General features: G+C 68.5%; 7 protein-coding genes and 1 pseudogene. 4 read left to right on the top strand and 4 right to left on the bottom strand.

Translation table 11 applies throughout. The annotated features are described in order from the left end of the window. Window positions 1-145: 145 nt before the first annotated feature. From E0D90_RS28665 to E0D90_RS22840, 3 genes and pseudogenes are all read right to left on the bottom strand, one after another. Window positions 146-433, bottom strand: a pseudogene (locus tag E0D90_RS28665) (IS110 family transposase); the annotation flags it as partial. A 10-nt stretch (window positions 434-443) separates the two neighbouring features. Continuing rightward, on the bottom strand, window positions 444-2,018 hold the full coding sequence (locus E0D90_RS22835; RefSeq protein ID WP_130799893.1) for an alpha/beta hydrolase: 1,575 nt from the start codon (window positions 2,016-2,018) through the stop codon (window positions 444-446). Window positions 2,019-2,113: 95 nt separating this feature from the next. Further along, window positions 2,114-2,812 (bottom strand): hypothetical protein, encoded by a 699-nt coding sequence (locus E0D90_RS22840; protein WP_130799894.1) that lies wholly within the window; start codon window positions 2,810-2,812, stop codon window positions 2,114-2,116. 112 nt (window positions 2,813-2,924) lie between these two features. On the opposite strand from E0D90_RS22840, the gene E0D90_RS22845 reads away from it, so the two are divergent. Further along, complete coding sequence (locus E0D90_RS22845; protein WP_130799895.1) at window positions 2,925-3,548, top strand: TetR/AcrR family transcriptional regulator; 624 nt, start codon at window positions 2,925-2,927, stop codon at window positions 3,546-3,548. 365 nt (window positions 3,549-3,913) lie between these two features. Here the strand turns inward: E0D90_RS22845 and E0D90_RS22855 are convergent, their stop codons facing one another. Then, entirely contained in the window at window positions 3,914-4,150 is a 237-nt protein-coding gene (locus E0D90_RS22855; RefSeq protein ID WP_130799897.1) for a hypothetical protein, read from the bottom strand. Between the two features lie 156 nt (window positions 4,151-4,306). Between E0D90_RS22855 and E0D90_RS22860 the strand changes: the two genes are divergently transcribed. The 3 genes from E0D90_RS22860 (at window position 4,307) to E0D90_RS22870 (ending at window position 5,898) form a co-directional block, all read left to right on the top strand. Then, a complete protein-coding gene (locus E0D90_RS22860; RefSeq protein WP_130799898.1) occupies window positions 4,307-4,711 on the top strand; it encodes an ImuA'/RecA-like NTPase in 405 nt (134 codons plus the stop codon). A 729-nt stretch (window positions 4,712-5,440) separates the two neighbouring features. After that, window positions 5,441-5,686 (top strand): hypothetical protein, encoded by a 246-nt coding sequence (locus E0D90_RS22865; RefSeq protein WP_130799899.1) that lies wholly within the window; start codon window positions 5,441-5,443, stop codon window positions 5,684-5,686. 11 nt (window positions 5,687-5,697) lie between these two features. Beyond that, entirely contained in the window at window positions 5,698-5,898 is a 201-nt protein-coding gene (locus E0D90_RS22870) for a helix-turn-helix domain-containing protein (protein WP_130799900.1), read from the top strand. Window positions 5,899-5,954 lie beyond the last annotated feature (56 nt).

Below are 5,954 nucleotides of genomic sequence, written 5' to 3' on the forward strand. Positions count from 1 at the left end.
GTGGGGGGCTCTTGGTCGACGTCGTCGAGCAGCACCCGGGCCGAGCCGGCGGGCGGGCCGAGGGCGGCACGCGGCGACGGTGCGGTGCGCCACGGGCGGCGGCGAGCGGGCGGGCCGGAACCGCGGGGGGCCTCTATGTGTTTCGTCAAGCGGTGTGGGGTCGTGTGGGTTGGCAGATGGTTCCGTCGCGGAGCATGGCGTAGAGGACGCTGATGCGTTGGCGGGCGAGGCGGAGGAGGGCTTGGGTCTTGCCGCCGGCTCGGTGTTTGTCGTAGTAGGTGCGGGAGGCGGGGTCGGCGTTCATGCAGGCGAACGCGGACAGGAACGTCGTGGACCCGCCGCCCGTCGCGGTGCCCGCCCTGGGGTGGCGCGCCTTCCCCGGCCCCGGGGCGGCCCCGGGTACCGGAAGACCGGTGCCCGGGGCTGCCCCTGCTCACCACGACCTACAGCGCGCAGCGTGCGCCCTCTGGAGGCGTTTCGAGGTCGAGGAGGTAGGCGTCGACAATGTCGTTCACGCAGTCGCTGCCTCCGACGAGATAGGCGCCGTGCTGCTTCCCCTCGACCGTCAACAGGCTCGAGCCGAGGGTCTCGGCCAGGGTGACGCCGCCGGTGTACGGCGTGCCGGGGTCTCCGGTGGTCGCGACGACAAGGGTCTCGGGGAGGTCGGAGGTCGGAGTGACCCAGGGTTGGTCGCGGGACGGCGGTGCGGGCCACGCCTCGCACTCGTCACGGAAGTTGCTGCCCGTCAGCTCGTCAAGGGCAAACATGGGCGCCATCTCGCCGAGTTCGCGAGCCGCTGCAGTTTGCTCCTCGGGGCTGACTCGGGGCCAGTCCATGCATCGCACCGCGATGTTCGCGTCGAGGTCAATGGTGTGCTCGCCCGCTGCGGTGCGGCCGTAGAAGGAGTCGCGCAGGGCGAGCATCTCGTCGGACTCGCCCTCGTCCAGTGCCCCGAGTGCGGAGATGATGGTGGGCCAGCTCGCCTCCGAGTACAGGCCGGCATTGATGCCGAGGTAGGCGTCCCAGATGGTGACTTCCCGGCCGTCGCTGCTCACCGCCGGCGTCTCGATCAGTGGTTCCAGGATCTCGTGGAGGCGATCGTTGGCCTGGGCGGGATCAGCTCCCAGGACGCAGTCCGACGATTCGGAGCACAGCGCGGCGAGTTCATCGAAGCGCTGCTGGACGGCGACGTACTGGGACTTTCGGTGCTCAGTCGGGCTCAGGGTCGGATCCACCGCGCCGTCGACCACCAGGGCTCTGATCTTGTCGGGGTAGGTCTCGGCGTACATTGCGCCGAGCTCGGACCCGTAGCTGTAGCCCAGGAACGAGAGCTTCTCGTCGCCGAGGACCTCTCGCATGACGTCCATGTCGCGGACGACGTTCACGCTGCCGGCGTTGATCAGGTTCTCGACGCTGCCGGAGCCCTCGATGCAGCGATCGGCGAGCTCCGCCGCCTGTGCAGCGGTGGCGATGTCGTACACCGCCCCGAACCCGGGCGTGTCTCCGGCGTCGTACTCCTCGTCGCTGTAGCAGTCGAGTGAGGGTGTCGAGCCCCCGACGCCTCGCGGGTCGAAGCCGACGATGTCGAACCGCTGGGCGAGGGGGCTGTCCTGCCAGAGCGAGAAGTTCGCGGCAACGAAGCTGGTTCCCGCACCTGCCGGCCCCCCTGGATTGATCAGAAGTGATCCGTCCGCCTCGCCCGATGCCGGAATGCGAAGGAGTGCGATCTTCGCGATGTTTCCGTCCGGCTTGTCGTAGTCGACGGGGACTTCGATCGTCGCGCATTGCAGTTCGGGATTGTCGAACAGTTCCTCATCCATCGTGTTCGTGGCGCTGTCCGAGCAGCCGGCCCATCCGACATCCTGCTCGAGGTAGCTCTCGAGACCTTCTGTCGGCGCGGGCTCGTTCGGGGGTGCGGTCGATGTGCAGCTGGCGACAAGGAGTACGGCCGAAGTCGCCATGGCGACGATTGGCGCGAAGCCTTGGCGTTGCGTCGTCGCGCGGTTACGTGTCCGCATAGTGCCCTCCTGGGGCTTATTGGGGATCTGTTGCCATGTCCGAAGTGGTCGAGTTCTGGCTGGTACCACTGGTCCCGACTGGGTGACGGCGTCCGTCAGGTGTCGACGAAGTCGGTGTCGACGCCCAAGAGGCGGCTGTGGCGGAACGTGAGAGCCCGCTCGAGGCCGGCCAGGGCCGCCGTGAGAGCGAGCGCCGTATTCGCCCACACCGGCAGAGCGACAGGGAGGTCGAGCGGCGTCGCGTAACGTGCCCAGATCGCCGAGTGGGACGCCGTTTCGAGCAGTTGCGGCGCGAGGAGGGCGAGGTTCACGGCCAGCACGATCACCGCACTGACGGCCAGCGCTCGCCCCACCCTCGGGTGACGACGCGATAGCTGGTCACGCCAGTGCTCGGGGGTCCCGGGAGCGGGATCGAGCCGTCGCTGCGTACCGTCCGCGTGCACCAGGTGGATGCGCTGCATCCCGTATCGGGTCGCCGCAACTTCTACACGGTCGTGCCCCACCGCGAACTGCGCGGGCATGTCGGCAGTCCTGACGTGGCGGTTGTTGCGGTACATCGACGCCTGCTGTGATGCGTGGTTCACGTCGACGGTGATCGTCGACCCATCAGCCCGCTCGGCTGTGAACCGTGTGCGCTGGAGCGAGAGTGACGGGCGGAAGCGCGGCAACGGCGAACCCGGTTGCGGAGCGGTCTCCCCGAGGGTGCTCGCGAGTCCTTCGGCTCCGAAGTGTGCGTCGCCCTGGTCCCGCTCCGGCCCCGAAGCGTCGGGCCAGGTGTCCTCGATACCGCTCATGATGCTCCCCTCCCCGGGCTCGAACGCCGGGGAGCGTCGCCCGACAGGCTATCTAGCTTGCTCATGCTAGATAACGTAGCACAGGCATGCTACTTCGATGTATGCTGGCGTCATGCCGAAACGAGTCGACCCGGACCTCCGCCGCGAACAGGTCGCAGACGCCGTCATCGACGAGATCGACGCACACGGACTTCGAACAGTGACCCTCACCCGCATCGCCGCACGCTCGGGTCTGGCGGTCGGCAGCATCCGCCACTACTTCGGCGACACCCTGGGCGAGGTCATGCGATTCACGCTCCGCACGCTCATCCGACGAGCCGTGAATCGCAATCCGAGACTTTCCAGCGACCCGGCCACTCGCATCATCGACGTCATCACCTTCGTGGTCCCCACGAGCGAGCAGGAGCGAAAGGAGAACGCCGCTCTCGTCGAATACCGGGTCATGGCACGAACCGATCCCACGCTTGCCGCAGAAGTTGCCGCGACCTCGTCGGCCGCACTGGAAGCGATCCGGTCGCTTCTGCTCGAGGCCCTACCCCCTGGCTCGATCGAGAGGGAGGATCTGGACCGCGAGACGCTGCATCTCCACTCCCTGATCGAAGGCTTCTCGTTCAGTGCCGGACTGTCTGCCGAGCCACTGCGCGAGGAAGACGTCCGGTCTGTTGCAGAAGCAGCAGTTCAACGAGTCCTGCGCTCCCACTCCCCGGCCCGCGATGATCATGAAACGGCACCTTGAAACAGCAGAGCGGACCGAGGATCCAAGGCGTTGTCGACCTTCCGCTCGACCAGGGCCGGAAGGCCGGGCCGAAGCGGCGCCAGCGCCGGTCACCGACCGGCCCGACCGGGCGACCGAGAGGTGGGGCCGCCTGGTGCGGTTCCGGGTGCTGTAGGTGGCGTCAGCTCACCCCGCCCGGGTCCGGGCCGGAGATGGAAGCCGACACCCCACCCCCGCAGGCCCACATCGAACACTTCGTCATCAACGGCCAGGAGTGACGGTAAAGCTCGGGATCTGGCGCGCCAACACCCGCTCCCGGAAGGCCGGCCTCACCGAAGAGCAGCGCGCGGTCCTGGACGAGCTGGGGGTGTAGCCCGCCGGGGTCGTTACCGGTGGTCCTCCTCTTGGTCCTCGCCGTGGGCGTGGTCATCGGCCACGGCGAGGAGATGGTCAGCGGCGGTGACCATCGCCGTGAGCCAGGCAGCGCGGGCAGCCGGGTCCGTCAGCTCGGGTGGTGGCAGGAGCCACCTCAGCGACGACGACGCGGTCTCGATCGCGGCGGCCTCGGCGCGCCGAATCAGTACGGCCGGGTCAGGGCTTCGCCACCGGCCGCTGATCGTCACGCTCGTGAGGATCCGGCGGGCTCGGGCGCCTTGGGTTTTATGGCGGCCACGTGTCGTCACGCCTGGCGTAACGACACGTGGCCACGACGAACACGGCCCGCGCGGCGGGGGCGAACCCAACCCAATCAAATCGAATATACGTGCGACTATGGGTGGGTGCTGAACCAGCCGATGCCCGCCCCGGCCGCTACCTCCCACCCGCACAGCGGCGGGGACGCGGTCCGGCCGCTGTCCGTCCTGCTGCCGGGCGGGAGGCTCGCTCCGGGCACGGCGGCGAGTGCGGGCGGGGACGTGCCGCTGTTGCTGGCGCTGGCCGCCGACGCGGCCCGGGAGGCGGCCGGGCAGCGGTACGGCACGGCCGGGTGGGCGGTGGTGGGGATGCCGGACCTGGGGCCGCTGGCCGCCGCCGACGCGGGCCTGGACCTCGGCGCGCGGATGTGGGTGGACGACCCCGGCAGCCGGTGGCCCGCCGTGCTCTCCGCGCTCCTGGAGGCGGTCCCGGTGGTGATCACCGGGACCCTGCCCGCGATGCCACCCCGGGTCCACCGCCGCCTCGCCTGATCGGGCAGGGCCGGTCGGTGGCGTGGTCGTGTTCCGGTAGCGAGGTGGGGGCACGTCGGCGGGTGGCGGCGGTGTTTGGCCGTGGGTTGGGCGTTGGGCTGACACGGGGCGGTGGTGCCTGTAGCTGTCGGGGCCGGCGTCCGCATCTGGAGCGCCAACAGCGACCATTCGCTGGGGGCCACCGCCCGACGCTCGCAAGTGGCGGACGTTTCTTCGAGAGGATCGAAAAAGAACCAACAGAAGCGGTCGCGCAAACAGACGGGCTGACCGAGAGGTCAGCCCGTCTTGCTGGCCAGCGCGCCAACACTGGACAGCCCTTTCCCTGAGTGCAGCGGTTGGAGCCTTCAGCTACAGGGGGTACGAGGTGTCGTACGAGTCCAGAATGCTGTCAGCCAGGGCTGCATGCCTGCAAGCGAAGTTTGGGCACCGTTGCATCAATCCAGCTGTCGGGAGCATGTGCTACGAGTGAAGCAGGGAGACGTGCGGCTCTTCAAGAGTCCAGCTCAGAGCAGCATTGGCCAGAGCATACGGGTCGCAGGATCAGACAGCTTCCTGGGACAACACTGCATCAAAAACCGTCCCGGTTGGCGAATTGCTCCATTCGCCTGACAGGATTCGTTCCACTGCACACGCGGCGGCGCCAACCGCCGGGTGCAGCGGTTGGAGCAACTTCAAGGTGCGCACCGCCGGTTCACTACCGGTGCGCACCTTGTCTACAGGAGGTGGGATATGGCTGTAGCTGAGGCGCGGTGTGTCGTGCACGGTGCGGGGTACGGTTCGGCCGACGTCGGGCAGGTCATCATCGTGGTGGTCTTTGTCATCGCCATGGTGGTCTTGGTGCTGGTCGGGGGCGCCGCGCAGGATGTCGCCGTGTGTCTCGCTGCGGCGAGCGGTTCGGCAGCGACAGTGATCGGTCTGGGACGGCCTCGGCGCGGCGGGCAGCTGTCGTCGGGTCGGCCGGATTCGGCCGGCTAGGGCGCGGAACCGTGGGGCGGGCGGAGAAGCCGATCCCTGGCCGCAACCGAGCGCTGCTCCGCTTGGCGGAGCTCATGCGTGACGCTCGTTACGAAGCCGGGTTGACCTATGCCGAGCTCGCGGCACGGACTGGGCTGCACGCGACCACGCTGTCGCGTGCAGCCTCGGGCCAGTCCGTACCGCGGTTGACCACTGAGCCCCTTCCAACCTGACGGGTGGTCGAGCTGCGGGCCCCGGCGGCGGACATGAAGAAAGCTCCTGGTAGACG

It is taken from the genome of Streptomyces otsuchiensis (assembly GCF_004305975.1).
Classification (GTDB): Bacteria; Actinomycetota; Actinomycetes; order Streptomycetales; family Streptomycetaceae; genus Streptomyces; species Streptomyces otsuchiensis.

Coding starts and splice junctions, on each gene's coding strand:
- E0D90_RS22835 (WP_130799893.1), bottom strand. CDS start 2,018: ATGCGGACACGTAACCGCGCGACGACGCAACGCCAAGGCTTCGCGCCA.
- E0D90_RS22840 (WP_130799894.1), bottom strand. CDS start 2,812: ATGAGCGGTATCGAGGACACCTGGCCCGACGCTTCGGGGCCGGAGCGG.
- E0D90_RS22845 (WP_130799895.1), top strand. CDS start 2,925: ATGCCGAAACGAGTCGACCCGGACCTCCGCCGCGAACAGGTCGCAGAC.
- E0D90_RS22865 (WP_130799899.1), top strand. CDS start 5,441: ATGGCTGTAGCTGAGGCGCGGTGTGTCGTGCACGGTGCGGGGTACGGT.